The organism is Marinobacter salinexigens, from assembly GCF_008370345.1.
Classification (GTDB): Bacteria; Pseudomonadota; Gammaproteobacteria; order Pseudomonadales; family Oleiphilaceae; genus Marinobacter; species Marinobacter salinexigens.
This window is the reverse complement of the sequence record NZ_VTUU01000007.1, coordinates 116,777-135,829: the sequence shown is the minus strand read 5'-3', so window position 1 is coordinate 135,829 and position 19,053 is coordinate 116,777. Positions and strand designations below refer to the sequence as shown.

The following is a 19,053-nucleotide window of genomic DNA, read 5'->3' as shown; positions in this document are numbered from 1 at the left end:
AACGGCCCTGTCAGGGTCGCTGGTAATACTGCTGCGGCGGGGCCCGCCTCGGGCACCCTAGCGGGACTCCGTGGCGATATCCGTGACTGACGGAGCCGCGGCGTGTCGACCAATCATCGGTGGCAACAGGCGGCTGAGGGTATCGCTGATGTAGCTGAGGAAAAGCGACCCCATACTCTGGTCAAAGTAGCCTGGTTCGCAACTACCAATGGCGAAAACGCCTACGAGGTTCTCGTTGCGTAACGGAACCAGGGCCACAGACGCAATGGGTTCTTCCCGATCCGGAAACAGGAAAGCCCGTTCACTTTCCCGGAACTGACCACACACCGCCCGATCACCTTCCAGAAGGTTCCCCAGCCGTTTGTGCGCTTCGTCCGGCCGGACCACATGCAAGGCACCCTGTGCGGTTTCGGGAAGCTCTGTCTCGCTGAACAGCAGTACCGAGGCGGCATCCAGGCCGAAATCCCCGCGAATACTGTCATCGATGGCAGCGGCCATATCATTGAGCGAACGTGCTTCAATCACCTGCATCAACAACCGTTTGCTCTTTTCGAAGAGCCGGTCGTTGTGCCGGGCAATGGATACCAGTTCAACCAACTCCCGACGCAGGGTGTCCCGCTGTTCCCGGAACAGATGAACCTGTCGTTCAACCAGAGAGATGGCCCGGCCACTATCGTGGGGCAGGGTCAGGCTGCGCAGGAGTTCATCCTGCTCAACAAAGAAATCCGGATGCTCCCGGAGGTAATCCGCCACCTGTTCCCGTGTGAGTTCACCGGCCTTCTGGCGGGCCGTTTGTTCTGTCATCCTGTTCTCCTGACTGTCAGGACCGGCTCTTCGGAGCACGACCACTGCTCTTGCGGCGGCGACCGTTGCTGTCTGCAGGCAGTCGCAACTGCCCTTCAAACACACTGGCCGCAGGGCCTTCCATCATAACAGGGGTACCCTCCCCCTGCCATTCAATGACCAGACGGCCTCCGCGCAACTCCACTTCAACACGCTGGTCAAGCAAACCTCTGAGACGCCCGGCAACCACCGCCGCGCACGCGCCACTGCCACAGGCCAGGGTTTCTCCGGACCCGCGTTCGAAAACCCGCAGTCGTGCGTGTCCACGATCAACAATCTGCAAGAATCCGATATTCGCCCGTGCAGGGAACCGGGGATGGCTTTCAAGGCTCGGCCCGAGGGTCTCCACCGGAGCCGTATCGACATTGTCGACCACCAGCACACCGTGGGGATTCCCCATGGACACTGCACTCAGCTCAACGGTTTCACCGTTCACCTCAACGGTGTAAATTTCCTTGCGACGATCGGCGGCAAAGGGTATCGCCGGCGGATTGAGTTCCGGCACGCCCATGTTGACGGCAACCATGCCGTTCTTGCCAACCTTCAGTTCAATAACACCTTTGGCGGTCTGAACCCGGATCACCCGCTTATTGGTCAGACGCTGATCCCGGACAAAGCGCGCAAAACACCGGGCGCCGTTGCCACACTGCTCTACCTCCGAGCCATCAGCGTTAAAAATCCGGTAGCGAAAATCCACATCCGGCAGTCCTGGCGGTTCCACCACCAGGAGCTGGTCAAAGCCAATGCCAAAATTACGATCAGCCAGGCCGCGAATAATATCCGGGCGCAGCCGGAACGGCTGGCTGATGGCGTCCACTACCATAAAGTCGTTACCCAAACCGTGCATCTTGGTGAAACGAAGCAAAGGGCCCTGGTTACGACGCGGCTGACTCATTTCCTGCTCCCCGCTCATTCCGGAAGACAGCTCTCAGGGGCAAGTTGATCGTCCAGTGTTTCCCGGCGACGGATCACATGCACCTGGTCGCCATCCACCATCAACTCAGGGGGACGGTTACGGGTGTTGTAGTTCGAACTCATCACGAATCCGTAGGCGCCGGCAGAACGAACCGCCAGCAGATCGCCTGGCTCCAGTCTGAGCTTGCGATCCTTACCCAGGAAATCACCAGTTTCACAAATCGGACCCACCAGGTCCCAGGCCTTTTCTTCACCCTTCTGGTGAGGCCTGACCGGAATAATGGACTGCCATGCGCTGTACAGGGCCGGCCGGATCAGATCATTCATGGCAGCATCGATGATGGCGAAATTGCGGTGCTCTGTGCACTTCAGGAATTCCACCCGGGTGATCATGATGCCGGCATTGGCTGCTATAGAGCGCCCCGGCTCCATAATCAGTTCCAGATCGCGATCACCCAGCCGCTCTGCCAGTGCACTGACATACTCTGAGGGCTGCGGAGGCTGTTCCTGGTTATAGGTAACACCGAGGCCACCCCCCATATCGAGATGACGTATTTCAATGCCCTGTTCCGCCAGGGTATCGATCAACACCAGCACCCGATCAAGGGCATCGAGGAACGGTGATACTGATGTCAGCTGAGAACCAATGTGACAGTCTACGCCCTGGACATCCAGATTCGGCAGGCTAGCGGCCCTGGCATACACAGAAGCCGCTTCCGCGATATCAATACCGAATTTGTTCTCTTTCAGACCAGTGGAAATGTACGGGTGAGTACCCGCATCCACATCCGGGTTCACGCGGAGGGAGACCGGTGCCCTGACACCCAGTTCACCCGCCACTTTATTGAGGCGATCCAGCTCGGTGTCTGACTCCACGTTAAAGCAGCGCACGCCAACTTCCAGGGCACGCTTCATTTCCCATTCCTGCTTGCCGACACCGGAGAACACAACTTTACCGGCATCTCCGCCTGCGCGAAGAACTCGCTCCAGCTCGCCGGCAGAAACAATATCAAAGCCCGCGCCCAGACGCGCCAGCACATTCAGAACTGCCAGGTTACTGTTGGCTTTAACGGCGTAGCACACCAGATGGGGATGCCCGGCCAAGGCTTCGTCGTAGGCACGGTAGTGACGTTCCAGGGTGGCCCGGGAATAGATATAGGCAGGTGTGCCAAAACGCTCGGCAATCGTGGAAACCGGTACATCCTCGGCAAAGAGTTCACCGTTGCGGTAGTTGAAGTGATCCATGCTGTTCCTGATTCGTGGTGCCTGATTCGTGGTGAAGGGGGCCAGGGCTGTTTACTGTCCGCGGTTCTCGTCGTCGCCGGTGCTATCGCCTTCGGCGACGGCATCAACCGCCTGGACAGATGTGGTGGCGGACATTGCCGTGTGCTCTCTGTACAGCGGTCCCTTCTGGCCGCAGCCACCCAGCACCGTTGTCAGGACCAGAGCACTGATCACCATTATTCCAGCACGCATACTCGCTACCCCTGAGTTTACAATGGGCGAAGTATACCTGAGACACGACCCGTGCGGCGAGGACAGCAGGGCACCGAAATCGCTAACGACGATTCTGCAACTCGTTGTTGAGAGACTCTTCCAGTACCGACCGGTAATAGAGGTATTGGCTGGTCTGGATATCCTGCTGATACACCTGCGGGTCCAGATCATGAGGAAGATGCACATCGGTCAGGTACACCGGGTAGTGCTCCGGGCTGCGCCTTATGGAATGTATATAGTGAGCGACTGCGGGAATCAGCTGATCACCGTACTCCTGAACCGTAAACTCCTGATCACCACAGAAAATATCGAAACGAACCCGGCTATCCCCTTCCTGAATCCCTACTGCCTGCACTTCCATTCCTGGCAGATCATCCCCGCTGTCGACCTCGGGACGCCGCTCAACCCGCCACACCCCGTCACGGACAGCCACTTCGTAACACTGAATACAACCCAATATCCCCGGCGCATCTCCCTGACGCAACATTCTGCGTTCAACCAGGTTTTCCAGAAAGCGCAGCAAGGGCGTCAGCAAGTAGCGGCGACTGGCCAGGGCCTGCTCCCACTGGAACACCGCTCCCAACTCGTCAATCACCCAGATCCGGGCCCGCTCTCCCTGAACCCGATAGAACACCTGAATGTTATCCGGCTCACTGGCATGACAAACAGCCCTCAGTGCCGGCTCTTCCGGAATTGCGTAGCGATCGAACACCACTGGCAGGTAACGCTCCTGAGGAAGCGCCAACTGCTCGATCAGTGCCCTGAAACTGCTGACGGTAACAAAACCGGGTTCAGTCCCATTAAACTGCAGAATGAAATAACGACGATCCATTTCGATCACATACCGCAACGGATGCGGCCCGGCACTTCCGGCAAAAAACTGGCGTAACACATCCGAAAACAGTTCACCCACCCGCCGGGCAATGGCACTGCCATGACCAGGGTTATGGCTATGTACCTGAATTTCAGGCAGGTCCGTTGGACGTCCAGCCACGGAGGCCAGTATGTTTTTCAGACACTGAATCAGCGTATCCCCGGACGCATAATGCTGAAGGCTGACCTCATGCCAGCTATTGAAGGTGATCTGATCGATGGTAACCACCAGGTTGTCGCGACCACCACTGAACCCCAGCGAATCATGACGGGCGCTGAGTTTATGCAGCCCCAGCTCCGTCAGATGGGCCTGGGGATCAACGCCAACATTGACCAGTAAGAGATTACGCAGCGGGCGCACCTGTTGCGACAACAACTCGCGACCGGCAGGTTTGACAGGATGTGGCAGAAAGCCTGAGATGGCATCCAGCATTTCCCTCAGCTCATTGACCGAGGCAATACTGCGCCCAGCCCTGACATTGAGCCGTGTTGACCGGGTCAGCAGACCATTGCAGTAACACCAGACCATCAGCTCGGCCAGATTTCCGGAGCGCCGGATGACGGGCTTCCAGAATGCATCGGTCGGATCTTCAAGATCCCGGTACAGCAACCAGCCTTCACCATCTCCACCCTGCTCCGACTGGTGGTGAAAGGCCAGGTTCTCTTCTTCCAGAGAGGGCGCCAGCCCCGGATTGATCTGTTCGATCTTGCCCGCTTTGCGCTGAAACGCCGCGTACAGCTTTCGCCCCAACAGGTTAATGTCGCCGGCACTGATCGATGCCCGGGTACCATGTTCCCGCGCCAGCTTCGACAATAATCGGTAGCTGTGGGTAAATTCGGTAACAATGCTGCGCCGGATAGAGGTCACATCTTCCGCCCTCCAGTTCTGCCGATCATCCAATCGCGCCAGTTCTGTTTCCGTCCAGCCCCATTGCCCGGTTAAACGCCGTAACGACCGTACTCGCCAATAGTCAGCCCCGGCTTCAACCCGCGTTAGCGGCAACCCGGCTTTCAGGTAAAAACTGCGCCGGACCAGATCCAGACGGGCATCCGCACCGCATTCTGTCAGCCAGTGTTCCAGACGATGGTGCAGCAACAAGTAGGGGTCCAGCTCATCTGCCTGGCTCTCCCCCTCGTACACAGCACGCTTGAACACAGCAGACAGAAGCGGTTGCCCGGAAGTACGGGCATAGCATTCGATCAACAGAAGCTTGAGGATCGATTTCCACGGTGCGTCAATTCCCTTGTAGAGCTGCCATACCCCTGCACCCAGAAATTCCGCTTCCGGAATGCCGGGCACTGCGCCGAAATCAATGTACTCGTCACCCCGAATGAAACGACAGTCCACCAGTTGGCGCATGCAGTCGTCATAGCGCGCTTCATCCTCCACCGGTATCAACCACCACAGGGGGTACTGGCCGGCCAGATGAATACTGGTTCGGTAAAACTCGTCGAGGAGCAGAAAATGCTGGGCACTACCGCAGTTTTCCCCGGTGACCTCCGCTCGCTGACGCCCGTTCCGCCAGTCCTCGGCGTTGAATACAAAAACATGCAGCTCCACCCCAAGAGACGCCGCCCATTCCGAAAGCCGCACGGCCTTGCGTTCCAGACACCGAACACCTCGTTCCGGAAGATCTTTCCGGTGGCACAACCAGACATCAAGATCACTGGCGACGGAATGGCCCAGGGTGCCAGGGCTTCCCATCAGGAAAAGCGCGTCCAGATCAGGCCTCCGGCTGCCCTCATCTTTCAGACTGAAGGTACGGGCCAACCTCCGCGCTGCATCCAGGGTTTTTCCGGAAGGCTTATAATGGCTAAAGCCATAGGGGCAATCTCTGTCCAGGTAACCGGGCAAAGCCGGATGATTGGTATGAAAAACCAGGGGCAGGATTTCAAGAACCCGCTGTTGCCGATAGGTCAGTGCAGAATGGGCCCGCTCCCATCGCTGCTGGTTCACCACCAGAAAGCGGTCCCGAAGACGTTTCAGGGTCTTGCGGTCAATGCCGTCATCAAAATCGAGGACGATTGGGGCAGATTGGGCAGTCAAAGCGTCTCCGGCGAGAGGTTCTTTTCGCGTCAGGTATCAGTATTATGAATACATCGTTGCAAAACAGATCATAAAACAAAAGCGACCAAGGCGCCCCGTTGATCAGGGCTTGCCTGATGATATCGAGGCCCGAGCCCAGTGAAAGAATTTGTCATCACGCGGTGCAGATCCGACCAGCGGCAGACACCTGCCCGTTCGACATGGCTGTCCATTGACGATGAAGGTCGAATACTACACGCGGACCATCATGCCGAGTCGGTACTGGGATATGATGCCAACGAACTCAGAGGGCGCCCGGTCCAAACAGTGCTTGCATCCCGCCAGGATGACCCCTTCGCACCCGCCAACCGGCATCAACTGGAAAGAGGCCAGAAAGCCCTGGTTACCTTCCGGCACAAAGAAGGTTTTTTCTACACCGCCAACCTGAGCCTGAGTCAGGAATCACGGGACTCCGACAAAGCAGCAACCGCGACTATAACCTACCGTTCAGTATCCGATATTGATCCAGCGCTATTTCAACTCGCGGAAAGCAGCGCAGAATTCGGGATTTGGGAGTTGGATAACACCCGCAACACCATGTCCTGGAGCGGTGGCCTGTTTCGGATTCTGGAACTCAAGCCCGGCACGGAGATTACCCCGGAACAGGCACTGTATTACTGCCAGACCGGACAAGCCCGGGTGCGAGCCATGTTCCGCCGCTGCATCCTCACCGGCCAGCCATTCTCTATAGAACTTACGATAGTGACAGCAAAGCAGGACCTCCGCAGGGTCATGTTTAACGGCCAACGTCTTGAATTCGGCCCCGACACACACCGGCTCGGCGGCACTCTCGTCGATCTGACCAGGGAGATGACCCAGGACAACACTTTACAGCAATCGGAAAGACTACTGGCCATGACCACCCTGGCCTCTCGCGATCTGATCGCCGCGGTCGACACCCAGCTTAACCTGCTTCACTGTAACCAGGCATTTGCCCGCCACTTCGCCAGGCACTTCGGAACAGTCCCTGCCCCCGGCCAGAATCTGAAGGCCCTGCTCAGCGATTTTCCCAGTGAGCGGCGCATGGCAGAACGGCTCTGGCAAAAGGCCTTTGAGCGCGAAAGTCTGCTTATTGAGATGCCGGCAGCTCAGGGTAACCAGGAACTGCCCATCCTCGAATTTCATTATCAGCGTTTGACTGATAGTCAGGGCCAGGTCCTGGGCGCAGTTCATGTAGCCCGGGACACAACAGCCCGTTCCTCCCGAACCGGCCGCGGAGACCACCGGCTGCGCCATGATCCGATTACCGGGCTGATGAACCGCAGGGAGTTCCTGACTCGCCTTCAGCGAATCCTCGATCAGAAACATCAGCGAATATCCTGCGACAGCCTACTGTTTATCGACCTTGATCACTTCGAAGGTTTCAACCAGCAGGCAGGATCCGGCACGTGCGATCGCTACCTGCGGGAACTGGCCGGCAGCCTGGGCATCCGCGTTCGGCAACGAGATGCCCTGGCCCGACTGTCCGGCGACACCTTTGCACTGCTGATTGAGAACTGCCCTCAGCCGCGGGCGAGGGAATTGGCCAACGAGATCATCACGCTGATTGGTGATTTTGTCTTTGAATCACAGGAACAGACTATCCGGACCACCGCATCCGGAGGGCTACTGATACTCGAAGGCAAAGTTCCGGGCGATCCAGAGCAACTCCTGGATCAGGCTGCCGAGCTTTGCCACACCGCAAAAACGTCAGGCCGTAACCGTATTCATGCAGCCCAAGCCATAGATCATCCTACCGATGAAGCTATGACAAGCCAGCAGGTGACTCAGATCCGCTCAGCCCTCGATAACGAGAATCTGCTGCTGGAGTATCAGGTCCTGAAACCGGTGGCGAGCGCCACCTGGGGCGACCACATAGAGATACTGTGTCGCATTCCCGGCAAAGACCACCTTCAGCCCCCGTTACAGCCGGATGAGTTTCTGCCCGTGGCAGAACGTTTTGACCTTGCCAGACAACTGGATCGACAGGTCATCCGCCAGACCCTGGCCTGGCTCCACCAGCGCCCACTCATGGAACCCCGACTTAAATACTGCGGATTCAACCTTTCGCTCGCCAGCGTTCTGGACGACACCTTCCCGGAATTTATGCTCGAGGTTCTGAGCGACAGTCCTTACGACCCGGGCTGTTTCTGCCTGGAAATCCGGGAGGCACATGCGACCAGGTACCCGGACGATGTAGCCCAACTCAGTGAAGCGATGCACAAGGTAGGGTGCAGGGTGGCTCTGGACGGTGCCGGGGCCTCCGTAGAAAGTTACAGCTTGGCGGCCAGGCTACCGGTTGACATTATCAAGCTGGATCGGCAAATGATGTCCACCCTGGAGGAAGACCCGGTTCAGCAGGTCATGCTGGAGGCCCTGCACCGGATTGCAGAAGCGGCGGGGAAAACGACGGTTGCCACGTTTATCGAAAACGACGACATGCTGAGAAAAGTCCGGGCCTTGGGCATTCACTTCGGCCAGGGGTTCCGCCTGTCCCGACCGCTCCCGTTATCAGAGCTGGCACCGGTGGCGGTTGATCTGAGCACCGGGCGCATCGGCGGCTAGCCATCGCGCCCGGTGCCGGCAGAACGGGTTCAGCCCAGCTGGCGACGGGCCCGCTCTACAGCGGCACGCACCTGATTAGGTGCTGTGCCGCCCAGGTGGTTCCGGGCCTGTACAGAACCTTCCAGGGTCAGTACCTCGAACACATCCTCTCCGATCACATCGGAGAACTGACGCAGCTCATCCAGTGTCATCTCAGACAGGTCGCGACTTTCGGCCACACCGAACGCTACAGACTTACCAACAATTTCATGGGCATCCCGGAAAGGTACGCCCTTTTTAACCAGGTAATCTGCCAGATCCGTCGCTGTGGAGAAACCACGCTTGGCAGCCTCGCGCATGTTATCTGCCTTGGGACGAATAGCCGGGATCATGTCCGCATAGGCTTTCAGACAGCCCTTGATGGTATCAACGGTATCGAACAGCGGTTCTTTATCTTCCTGATTGTCCTTGTTGTAGGCCAGCGGCTGGCTTTTCATCAGGGTCAGCAGACTGATCAGGTGACCATTCACACGGCCGGTTTTGCCACGCACCAGCTCCGGCACGTCCGGATTCTTTTTCTGAGGCATGATGGACGAACCGGTGCAGAAGCGGTCCGGAAGATCGATAAAGTCGAACTGCGCCGACGTCCATAGCACCAATTCCTCGCTGAACCGCGACAGGTGGGTCATCAGCAGTGACGCAAAGCTACAGAATTCGATGGCGAAATCGCGATCACTCACCGAATCCAGGCTGTTCTCGGTAGCCCGGTCAAAGCCCAGCAGGCGGGCCGTCATATCCCGATCAATCGGATAAGTGGTACCAGCCAGTGCAGCCGCGCCCAACGGCATGACATTCACCCGCTTACGGCAGTCCTGCAGGCGATCTGCATCCCGCACCAGCATTTCATACCAGGCCAGCAGGTGATGACCGAAAGTCACCGGCTGAGCGGTCTGCAAATGCGTAAAGCCCGGCATGATGGTGTCGGCTTCACGCTCTGCCAGATCCAGCAGGCCCGCCTTCAATCGAGCCAGTTCCTCTGCGATCACATCAATCTCATCCCGCAGGTACAGGCGGATATCCGTAGCAACCTGATCGTTACGGCTGCGGCCAGTATGGAGCTTCTTGCCCGTGATACCGATCCGGTCGGTCAGGCGCGCCTCCACGTTCATGTGGACATCTTCCAGACTGACTGACCACTCGAACTTGCCCGCTTCGATATCGGCCTTGACCGCATTCAGGCCCTCGATGATGGTGTCCCGCTCTTCTTCCGTCAGCACCCCTACCGCCGCCAGCATGGTGGCGTGGGCAATAGAGCCGGTAATGTCGTGGTGATAAAGACGCTGATCGAAACCGACGGAGGCGGTAAAACGCTCAACGAAAGCATCCGTGGGCTCGCTGAAGCGTCCGCCCCAGGGTTTTTCGGAGGTTGTGGTCTGGTCAGACTTTTTCTGATCCGTCATGGTCTATCTTTCCTGCTGACAGCCCGGCATCATCTGGCGGGGACTGGGTACATTAAAACGTGCCGGGATTATAGCATTCTGACCGGCCGAAAGGAGACACCTCTGAGCAAGCGCAAGCAGATCGACACCAGTAACTTTTACGTACCGGACCTGTGCCGGGTACGTGCCGTTTTCCTGTTACTGGTTACCAGCGAAGTCCTGGTTCTGCTGCTGGCAGTTGTTCAGGCCAGCAGTGGCTGGATTGACTGGAACTACTTCGGGCTGCTGTCGCTGTTTGTACAATGGACCACCCTGACCAGCGCAGCCCTGATCTGCCTTCTGCGGCAACGACTCGCACGAATGAGCGTTGGCCGGGCTACCATCAGCATCGTGTTGATTGTGCTTCTGGACGTGCTGGCTTTCAGCCTGTTCGCAGACAACGTCCTGCACCCGCAGGAGGGCATTGCCGCCTGGCACGGCATTGCCAAGAAGCTGCTGCTGGCACTGCTCATCATCCTGATGGTGCTGCGATACTTCTACCTTCAACACCAGTGGCAACAACAACGTGAAGCCGAAATGCAGGCTCACCTGACCGCATTGCAGGCCCGTATCCAGCCTCATTTCCTGTTCAACAGCATGAACACCATCGCCAGCCTGATTGCCAGCAACCCGGACCAGGCCGAAGAGGCCGTCCTGGACCTGTCAGAACTGTTCCGCGCCAGCCTGAGGACCGGCGACCAGCTGATTCCGCTATCCAGGGAACTGGACCTGTGCCAGCGCTACCTGGCCATCGAAGCACTGCGGCTGGGTGACCGACTCACTTTACAGTGGGACCTGTCCCCAGGCCTCGACAACCAGGCCATCCCGCCACTGACCCTGCAGCCATTGCTGGAAAATGCCATCTACCACGGTATCCAACCCCTGAAAGAGGGAGGAGAAGTCCGGGTCGAAGTCAAAGCCCAGGGAGATTTTGTATACTTGCTGGTTCAGAATCCGAACCCGGAGCACAACGGCACAGAGCATCAGGGTAACCGCATTGCCCTGGCCAACATCCAGTCCCGCCTGCACGCCCTGTTTGGCGAACCCGCGGTACTCAAACGCAGCCAGCACAACGGCATATACACGGTGACTCTGCGCCTTCCGCGACTGGATGCCAACACCCGAAAAACGCCGACAAGAAGGACCTGACACTGGCATGATCAATACGCCTGACAGGAATCAATCCATTCTCATCGCTGATGACGAACCCCTGGCCAGGGACCGGCTTCGCCGCCTGGTTGAAGCTTTGCCCGGTTACCGGGTTTGCGGCGAGGCGTCAGACGGAAATACCGCCCTGCAGCGGGTTGCTGAACTGGAGCCGGACATTCTGCTCCTGGACATTCGCATGCCCGACATGGATGGCATGGAAGCGGCGGCCAGACTGGCTCGACTCGCCAATCCGCCGGCACTTATTTTCTGCACCGCGTACGACCACTACGCGATTCAGGCGTTCGACGTCCACGCCGTGGCGTACCTGTTGAAACCGGTACGCAAGGAAGCGCTCGCTAACGCCCTGGCGCGCGCAGGACGGGTTAACCGGGTCCAGCTACAAGCGCTAACCAGCCAGTCCCAGCAGAACGATGACCAGATTGCCGTCAAAACCCACAGGGGCACCGAGCTGATCGACCTCACGGATATCGTATACTGCGAAGCGGACCAGAAATACGTCACCCTCCATCACACCCATGGCGATACAGTCTGCGACTATACCCTCAAGGAACTGGAAAACGCTTACCCGCACCACCTCCTTAGAATCCACCGCCATACCCTGGTCGGAGTCCGTTTTATACAGGCCCTTCACCGGTCGCCCGAAGGACACAGTGACATTCTGTTACGGCAAGATCTCGGGACCCTGCAGGTCAGCCGGCGCCATGTCAGCACCGTCCGCCAGTGGCTCCAGGACCAGCAGCCAGGCTGACATCTGCCACCTTAGGGGTATGTCCCGGCCTATAGCGGGACTTTTTTGCCGTCACAAGGTAACCTTGGCGGACATTTTCCGAACCGACAGTGAGCACCATGTCCAAACGTACCCTTCGCATCGCAACCCGTAGCAGCGCTCTGGCACTGTGGCAGGCCGAGTTCATCAAGTCTGAACTTGAGCGGCTGAACGACAACGTCAGCGTTGAACTCATCAAGATCAAGACTCAGGGCGACAAGATCCTGGATGTTCCTCTCGCCAAGATCGGCGGCAAGGGTTTGTTTGTGAAGGAACTCGAAGAGGCAATGCTGGATGGCCGGGCCGATCTCGCCGTGCATTCCATGAAGGATGTCCCCATGGAGTTCCCTGAAGGCCTGGGCCTGGTCGCCATCTGTGAACGTGAAGACCCGACTGATGCGTTCGTGAGCAATCAATACGAAAACATTGATGCCTTGCCTGAAGGTGCCATCGTGGGCACAGCCAGCCTGCGCCGGGAAGCGCAACTGCGCTCTCATCGCCCGGACCTCCAGATCCGTGTACTCCGGGGCAACGTCAACACCCGCCTGGCCAAGCTGGACGCCGGCGAATATGACGCTATTGTGCTGGCGAGTTCTGGTCTCAAACGCCTCGGATTCCATGACCGCATCCGCTACTGCCTGCCTGACACCATTTCCCTGCCTGCGGTTGGCCAGGGTGCTCTGGGCATCGAATGCCGGCTGGGCGACAACGAACTTCGTGCCATGCTGGATCAGCTGACCCACAAAGACAGCTGGGATCGGGTAACCGCAGAACGGGCCCTGAACCGTCGTCTTGAAGGCGGCTGTCAGGTACCCATTGCCGCCTACGCACTGCTGGAAGACGACGACACCCTGTGGCTGCGCGGGCTTGTAGGTTCGGTCGATGGCACCGAAATTTTCCGGGTGGAAGGCCGAGCGCCCCGCAGTGAAGGCGAACGCCTGGGTCGGGAGCTGGCCGAAGAACTTCTGGCCCTGGGTGCAGACAAGGTTCTGGCCGAAATCTATGGCCACACCCCGCGCTGAGATGCCCTCCCTCGAATGCCGGCGGGTGCTGATCTGTCGGCCCGAGCCTGAAGCGTCCAGACTTGCGACACTGTTTAGCGCATCTGGCGCCGACGTCAGGGTGATGCCACTGATTGATCGGCAGCCCCTGCCCGAAACGCCGGAACGCCGTACCCTGATACTCGATCTGGATCAGTTCTCGCATATTATTGCCGTCAGCCCGTACGCCGCCAGGTTGTTACTGGATGAACTGGACACCTGGTGGCCACAAGTTCCTTCAGGCATACGCTGGTATGCCGTCGGAGCCGGCACGGCCAGGGTATTTTCCGAATATGGCATCAGTACCCGAAAACCGGCCCGGGGCTGGACCAGTGAAGCGCTGCTTGCACTACCCTCTCTGACTGCAATGAACGGCGAACGGGTTCTGCTGGCCCGGGGCGAAGATGGCCGGGAACTGATCCGGCAAACCCTGGAAAGCCGGGGAGCCCGGGTCACTGTGTTGCCACTCTACCGCCGCCTGTTCCCGGACTATACTGCTCACCAGGTCAACGAGATTCTAGGCAAGTTTGCGCCCGAGGCCATTGTGACCCTGTCCGGGGAAACCTTGCAGAATCTCATCGCACTATGTGCGAAGAGCGGCCATAATCTATACGATAGGTTATTGATTGTTCCGGCTGATCGGGTCGCCGAGCAGGCCCGCAGTGCTGGATTCCGACATATTTGCATACCGGACAGTCTGGCCGACAAAGACATCATGGCCTCCGTTGCAGCGCATCTTGGCGCCGGAGACGGCGGGGCCGGACAAGCCAAGTAAGGACGCCCGTGACTGAGACAACGAATCAACTGCCTGCCCCAATTCCCCAAAAGACGCCCGAGCGTCCCAAACTCTGGCCCGTATGGCTGATCGCTGTACTGGCGCTGATTGCCGCCTTGGCTCTCGGGCTCTGGAGCTGGCAACAGTGGAATAATCATCAGGCCGTGCAGCAAACGCTCCAGTCCCTGCAGCAGAACACCAATCGCCTGGAAGATCTGTACAGTGATCGTGGCAGTCAGCAAAGCCAGCGAATTCAGGCACTGGAAGACAAGCTCGCAGCCCAACGCGAACTGATCGCCACCCAGCAACGACAGATCGACCACACTGCACGTGAGCTGCTTGAGGCAGGTAACCGCACCCGCACGGACTGGCTGCTCGCCGAAGCTGAGTACCTGCTGCGGATAGCCAACCAGAGACTGCTGATCGAAAAGGATATCCGGGGCGCGCTGTCTGCACTGGAAGCCGCCGACGACGTTCTGACCGAATCCGACGACATCGGTGTTTACCCTGTTCGCCAGCAACTGGCCCGGGAAGTTCTTGCCCTCAAAGGCATCAGCGGTGTTGATCGCACCGGCCTTTATCTGACCCTCGAAGCCGCCATCAGCGGTGTTCACGAGCTGACTGACCAGGCTCTGATCAGCGCGCGGGCACCCGGATTCATAACACCAGATGACAACACCGAGGCTGGCGTCGAAACCCGAAACATCTTCCTGCGCGCCTGGGACAAGTTCAAAGCGACCATCAAGCAGGTCATTGTTGTCCGTCGCATGGATGAGCCCGTCAAACCATTGCTGTCGCCTGACCAGAGTGCTTACGCCCGACTGAATCTGCAGCTGATGTTGGAAGAAGCGGAAATGGCAGTACTGCGCGGCAACCAGCCCCTGTTCGAGCGTGCCCTGGCAAAAGCCAGAAACACCGTCGACAACTGGTATGACAACACCAACCCGAGAGTCTCCGCCCTGTCTGAAACCCTCGCTGAACTGGCGACCCGCAATGTCGACCCCAAGCTTCCGGATATCAGCCAGTCCCTGGCGTTACTGAAGGAGCGCCTCGCCGGTCGCATGACTACAAGCGACAGCAAACCTGAGGCGGATAGCGCCGACAACGGAGACGATGCTTCATGATTCGCCTGTTGCTGATAGCACTTCTGGCCCTGCTGATTGGCACGGGGCTGTCCCTGGGGCTCCAGTACGATCTGGGCTATATACGCATCAGTCTCGGCAACTACCTGATTGAAACCAACTTCTGGGTAGGCATCGTGCTGCTGGTGCTGCTGGTTGCCGTAATCGTTGTGTCACTCAATCTGTTCCGGCGCTTTCGCCAAAGTTCCGGCATGGTCACCGGATGGCTGGCCCGGGGCAATGAGCGCCGTTCCCGCCGGCGCACAACCCAGGGTTTGCTGGCGCTCGCAGAGGGCAATTGGCCAAGGGCACGAAAACTACTGACCACTTCCGCCAGCCACGCCGACACGCCACTGATCAACTACCTTGCCGCGGCCCAGGCTTCCTTTGAATCCGGCGACCATGACGCGGTAGATGAACTGCTACGAAAAGCGTTCGAAAGTACGCCAGGCTCGGATATGGCGGTTGGCATCACCCAGGCTCAACTCCAACTGGCCGGCAACAGACTTGAGCAGGCCCTGGCAACGCTGCTCCGCCTACGCAAACAATCACCCAATCATCCGTTTGTGCTGAAGCTTCTGAAAAATACTTACCTGCGACTGGAAGACTGGCGGGAACTGTGCAAACTGCTACCGGATCTACAAAAGCGCCACGTTCTGCCCGAGAACGAATTCAACGAACTCCAGCGTCAGGTCTGGCACAACCTGCTTGAACGTGCCGCCGAGGACTGCCGTCGTCAACGCGAGGAAGACCCACAAGCCTCCCTGGACCCTTTGACAAGACTCTGGGATGCACTCCCGGGATACCTGCGCCGCGACGAGCAGACCATCAAGGACTACGCACGCCTGCTCGCGGATCTGGGGGATGAAGCCCAGACTGAGACACTGCTGCGCAAGGTTCTGCGGAACCACTGGAGTGACGAACTGGTAAACCTCTATGGCCGTATTGGGGGGCACAAGCCGGACGAGCAATTACTCCTGGCTGAGCAGTGGCTGAAAGACCGCCCAAATAATCCGGAACTATTGCTGGCGCTGGGCCGCCTGAGCCTGAGAAACCAGCTCTGGGGCAAGGCCAGGGAATACTTTGAAACCAGTCTGAAGCTGCGCCGCAGCCGGGAAACTCTGGCAGAACTAAGCAGGCTGAATGCCCATATGGGGGAAGAGGAAGCCAGTGTCAAACTCATGATGCAGGGATTGGCCAAGGACAATGGCCTGCCCGAGCTACCGATGCCGAAGGCGTAAAAGCCCCGTTTACGTGAAGCCGATGAAATCCGGGGGCAGGACTGACATCTGCCCCCGGATCTGGTCACCTATCCCCGCGGTGCGTATTCCAGCACATCCGAGAAAAATGCCGATTCCGGCAACCCCTTTTCAATGAGCGCATCCATCAGGGTATACACCATAGTCGGTGAACCGCTAGCGTGAACTTCCACATTCTTCCAGTCGGCGCCTGAAGCCAGCACCGCTCGGACCAACTGGTCATGGTGTCCACCCCAGTCATTATCTTCATCGTCACCAACAACCGGAACAAAGGTCAGAGGAGACCAGTCCTGCGCCCACTGCTCAGCCATGCTGCGCAAATACATATCTTCCTGGCGACGCACACCCCAGAACAGAGTGAGCGGGTGCGCGAAGGTGGTTTCACGCAGATAATTCACCAGACTTTTCATCTGCGCAAAGCCTGTTCCCGCTGCTACCAGTAACACAGGGCGCTGCGGCGCAACAGCCAGACAGGCCCTGCCATGGGGTAGCTCCAGGGTCACATCGCTGCCCAGCACGAGCGCATCAATTACCTTCTGGGCCGAAACCCACTCCGGAGATGCCTGAATGTGCAGCTCAATATTCGGCTCGGCAGGACTGCTGGCAATGGAGAAATAGCAGGGATCGGCATCCGGGAGGTTCACCGAGAGATACTGGCCGGCGTGGAACGTCAGTTCACGGCGACGGGGGAGTTTCAACTCAACCCGGTATACATCGTGGCTGATCGGCTGAACATCCACTACATTCGCCTGAAACTTACGAGGCTCTATCTTTCCGGCTGCCATAATGGCGGTCATCTCCAGTTCAAGGTCACTCAGGGCCAGGCTTCTACACAGCATCAGGCGCCCGTTGACCGGAATCATCTGTTGGTTTCGGGTGTTGAGTACCGTCCCGGCCAGCAGGCGGGCTTCACAGATCTCACACACCCCGTTACGGCAGGCTGCAGGCACTCGAACACCAGCCCCGGCAGTCGCACTGAGCAAGTCATCCTCAGGAGCCGACAGCAACTCGATGCCTGCTGGCTCAAACACTACCCTGTACACGGGCAACCCTGTTACTCGGGGCGGCCAGCCGGGATTTCAATACCCAGACTGTCCCAGATGTCATCGACCCGACTTTTCACCTCATCGGCCATCACAATCGGCTCGCCCCACTCCCGATCCGTTTCACCCGGCCATTTGTTGGTCGCGTCCATACCCATCTTGGACCCCAGGCCGGACACCGGCGAGGCAAAATCCAGATAGTCGATGGGCGTGTTTTCCACCAGCGTGGTGTCCCGGGCCGGGTCCATTCGGGTGGTAATTGCCCAGATCACGTCTTTCCAGTCCCGCGCGTTGACGTCGTCGTCTGTCACAATCACGAACTTGGTGTACATGAACTGGCGCAGGAACGACCATACGCCCATCATCACCCGTTTCGCATGGCCAGGATACTGCTTCTTCATGGTGACCACGGCAAGGCGATAGGAACAGCCTTCCGGTGGCAGATAGAAATCCACAATTTCAGGAAACTGCTTCTGCAATATCGGAATAAACACTTCGTTAAGCGCCAGACCAAGTACCGCCGGTTCATCAGGCGGGCGGCCGGTGTAGGTGCTATGGTATATCGCATCCTTACGATGGGTGATCCGCTCCACGGTAAACACTGGAAACTGATCCACCTCGTTGTAGTAACCGGTGTGATCACCAAAAGGCCCCTCCGGCGCCATATCGTCCGGATAGATAAAACCTTCCAGAACAATCTCGGCGCTGGCCGGCACCTGCAGATCACTCAGTCCCGCTTTCACCAGTTCCGTACGGCTGCCACGCAACAATCCGGCAAAGGCATACTCTGACAAAGTATCCGGCACAGGCGTAACGGCACCGAGAATCGTGGCCGGGTCAGCACCCAGGGCAACAGCTACCGGATAGGGCTTTCCCGGATTGGCCTTCTGGAACTCACGAAAGTCCAGCGCCCCACCCCGGTGACTCAGCCAGCGCATAATCAAACGATTGCGGCCGATCACCTGCTGGCGGTAAATACCGAGATTCTGCCGTTCCTTATGCGGCCCCCGAGTAATCACCAACGGCCAGGTCACCAGAGGGCCAGCATCACCGGGCCAGCATTTCTGAACCGGAATCTGGTAAAGGTCGATCTGATCCTTTTCGATCACAACCTCCTGACACGGCGCTGAGCGAAGCACTTTCGGGCTCATTCTCATCACCTGCCGGAACAACGGCAGCTTTTCGATGGCGTCTTTGAAACCCTTGGGGGGATCTGGCTCTTTGAGGAATGCCAGCAACTTTCCGATCTCCCGCAATGCGGTGACATCTTCCTGTCCCATGCCCAACGCGACCCGCTTGGGGGTGCCAAACAGGTTGGCCAGTACGGGCATGTCATAGCCTTTGGGGTTTTCAAACAACAATGCTGGCCCACCTGCCCGCAGGGTGCGGTCGCAGATTTCGGTCATTTCCAGATGGGGGTCGACTTCAACGGTGATCCGTTTCAGCTCGCCGAGCTTCTCCAGCTGGTTGATGAAGTCCCGAAGGTCGCTGTAATTCATTGTCTGGCTCCGTTCGGCATAGGAGTTTGAACAAAGCCGGGAAAGGGGTCCAAAACGGAAAACGTGGTTTCCCTGATTGTTTTGGACCCCCTTCCCGGCTTCGTTCTTCGATCCAGGGAACTGACTACTTAGAGTGCGCGCACCAAAGATAACTGGCGTTGGCGG

15 protein-coding genes are annotated in these 19,053 nt (G+C 58.0%); 7 read left to right on the top strand and 8 right to left on the bottom strand.

What is annotated here, in order from left to right; translation table 11 throughout:
- Positions 1 to 57: 57 nt before the first annotated feature.
- The 5 genes from FWJ25_RS14495 to FWJ25_RS14475 all read right to left on the bottom strand — a co-directional run bounded on the left by FWJ25_RS14495 (position 58) and on the right by FWJ25_RS14475 (position 6,175).
- Positions 58 to 804: a DUF484 family protein gene (locus FWJ25_RS14495; RefSeq protein WP_149600973.1), complete on the bottom strand. Its 747-nt coding sequence runs from the start codon at positions 802 to 804 to the stop codon at positions 58 to 60.
- 16 nt (positions 805 to 820) lie between these two features.
- The gene (gene dapF / locus FWJ25_RS14490) at positions 821 to 1,738 is read right to left on the bottom strand and encodes a diaminopimelate epimerase (protein WP_149600972.1); all 918 of its coding nucleotides are present in this window, start codon (positions 1,736 to 1,738) and stop codon (positions 821 to 823) included.
- Positions 1,739 to 1,752: 14 nt separating this feature from the next.
- Positions 1,753 to 3,003 carry a diaminopimelate decarboxylase gene (gene lysA / locus FWJ25_RS14485; protein WP_149600971.1) on the bottom strand — a complete coding sequence of 417 codons (1,251 nt, stop codon included), beginning with the start codon at positions 3,001 to 3,003 and terminating at the stop codon, positions 1,753 to 1,755.
- Between the two features lie 51 nt (positions 3,004 to 3,054).
- Positions 3,055 to 3,234 carry an LPS translocon maturation chaperone LptM gene (gene lptM, locus FWJ25_RS14480; protein WP_246166845.1) on the bottom strand — a complete coding sequence of 60 codons (180 nt, stop codon included), beginning with the start codon at positions 3,232 to 3,234 and terminating at the stop codon, positions 3,055 to 3,057.
- Positions 3,235 to 3,316: 82 nt separating this feature from the next.
- A complete protein-coding gene (locus tag FWJ25_RS14475; RefSeq protein ID WP_149600970.1) occupies positions 3,317 to 6,175 on the bottom strand; it encodes a class I adenylate cyclase in 2,859 nt (952 codons plus the stop codon).
- Positions 6,176 to 6,313: 138 nt separating this feature from the next.
- On the opposite strand from FWJ25_RS14475, the gene FWJ25_RS14470 reads away from it, so the two are divergent.
- Positions 6,314 to 8,758: an EAL domain-containing protein gene (locus tag FWJ25_RS14470; RefSeq protein ID WP_149600969.1), complete on the top strand. Its 2,445-nt coding sequence runs from the start codon at positions 6,314 to 6,316 to the stop codon at positions 8,756 to 8,758.
- 29 nt (positions 8,759 to 8,787) lie between these two features.
- Here FWJ25_RS14470 and argH read toward each other — a convergent pair whose 3' ends face one another.
- A complete protein-coding gene (argH, locus tag FWJ25_RS14465; protein ID WP_149600968.1) occupies positions 8,788 to 10,197 on the bottom strand; it encodes an argininosuccinate lyase in 1,410 nt (469 codons plus the stop codon).
- Positions 10,198 to 10,317: 120 nt separating this feature from the next.
- On the opposite strand from argH, the gene FWJ25_RS14460 reads away from it, so the two are divergent.
- From FWJ25_RS14460 to FWJ25_RS14435, 6 genes are all read left to right on the top strand, one after another.
- A complete protein-coding gene (locus FWJ25_RS14460) occupies positions 10,318 to 11,364 on the top strand; it encodes a sensor histidine kinase (protein WP_149601034.1) in 1,047 nt (348 codons plus the stop codon).
- Positions 11,365 to 11,371: 7 nt separating this feature from the next.
- Entirely contained in the window at positions 11,372 to 12,133 is a 762-nt protein-coding gene (locus tag FWJ25_RS14455; RefSeq protein ID WP_149600967.1) for a LytR/AlgR family response regulator transcription factor, read from the top strand.
- Positions 12,134 to 12,231: 98 nt separating this feature from the next.
- Positions 12,232 to 13,173: a hydroxymethylbilane synthase gene (gene hemC, locus FWJ25_RS14450; protein WP_149600966.1), complete on the top strand. Its 942-nt coding sequence runs from the start codon at positions 12,232 to 12,234 to the stop codon at positions 13,171 to 13,173.
- Positions 13,154 to 13,966, top strand: coding sequence for a uroporphyrinogen-III synthase (locus FWJ25_RS14445; protein WP_149600965.1), 813 nt, complete (start codon positions 13,154 to 13,156; stop codon positions 13,964 to 13,966). Before hemC ends, FWJ25_RS14445 begins: the two co-directional genes overlap by 20 nt.
- An 8-nt stretch (positions 13,967 to 13,974) precedes the next feature.
- Complete coding sequence (locus tag FWJ25_RS14440; RefSeq protein ID WP_149600964.1) at positions 13,975 to 15,090, top strand: uroporphyrinogen-III C-methyltransferase; 1,116 nt, start codon at positions 13,975 to 13,977, stop codon at positions 15,088 to 15,090.
- Entirely contained in the window at positions 15,087 to 16,328 is a 1,242-nt protein-coding gene (locus FWJ25_RS14435; RefSeq protein ID WP_149600963.1) for a heme biosynthesis HemY N-terminal domain-containing protein, read from the top strand. The genes FWJ25_RS14440 and FWJ25_RS14435 overlap by 4 nt, the downstream gene beginning before the upstream one ends.
- A gap of 68 nt (positions 16,329 to 16,396) precedes the next feature.
- Here the strand turns inward: FWJ25_RS14435 and FWJ25_RS14430 are convergent, their stop codons facing one another.
- Positions 16,397 to 17,389: a 2Fe-2S iron-sulfur cluster-binding protein gene (locus FWJ25_RS14430; RefSeq protein ID WP_149600962.1), complete on the bottom strand. Its 993-nt coding sequence runs from the start codon at positions 17,387 to 17,389 to the stop codon at positions 16,397 to 16,399.
- Positions 17,390 to 17,400: 11 nt separating this feature from the next.
- Positions 17,401 to 18,888: a 4-hydroxy-3-polyprenylbenzoate decarboxylase gene (gene ubiD, locus FWJ25_RS14425; protein ID WP_149600961.1), complete on the bottom strand. Its 1,488-nt coding sequence runs from the start codon at positions 18,886 to 18,888 to the stop codon at positions 17,401 to 17,403.
- Between the last annotated feature and the right edge of the window lie 165 nt (positions 18,889 to 19,053).